Below are 517 nucleotides of genomic sequence, written 5' to 3'. Positions count from 1 at the left end.
GCCCGCCAGCAGCTCGGCGAGCGTGTCAGGCTGGGACAGGAACGGCGAATGGCTGCTGTCGAGTGCGTGGACGCGCGTCGGCCGCTCGGGCAGGAAGGCGTCGGCCTCGGCGATGAAGGGCCGCTGCAGCGCCGGCAGGATCACGCGATCCTCGGCACAGGTCACGTAGTGGCGCGCGATCGAGCCCCAGCGCTCGGCCGTGGTCGCGATCGGCGTGGCGAATGGCGCGGTCGGCACGTCCGAGGACATCAGCCGTGTCACGGCGCGGAACGTCACCTCGTCAACATCCTCGAACAGCGCCTGCTTCAGCGTGGCGAGATAGGCCGCGTCGCGGCTGGCCGGGTTGATGCGCAGCGCGCCGATCGCGCGAGGGCTGGCGCAGATCAGCGAGGCCAGCATTTCGCCATGGTTCTCGGGGGCACGCACGTAGTCGAGACCAGGCACGCCCGAGGCGGGCATGAACGCGGCCAGGTAGACCAGCGCCGCGATCCGCTCCGGCGCCCGTTCGGCCGCGGCC

Annotated in this window: 1 protein-coding gene; it reads right to left on the bottom strand. The window is 71.8% G+C overall.

The features are described from left to right. The coding region (locus tag HWX25_RS32905) for an alpha/beta fold hydrolase (RefSeq protein ID WP_347879270.1) at positions 1-517 on the bottom strand (517 nt) is incomplete at both ends.

This window comes from Burkholderia sp. BCC1640 (genome assembly GCF_902833125.1).
Lineage (GTDB): Bacteria > Pseudomonadota > Gammaproteobacteria > Burkholderiales > Burkholderiaceae > Burkholderia > Burkholderia diffusa.
Note: the sequence above shows the minus strand (reverse complement) of the source record. Positions and strands in the feature narration are given on the sequence as shown.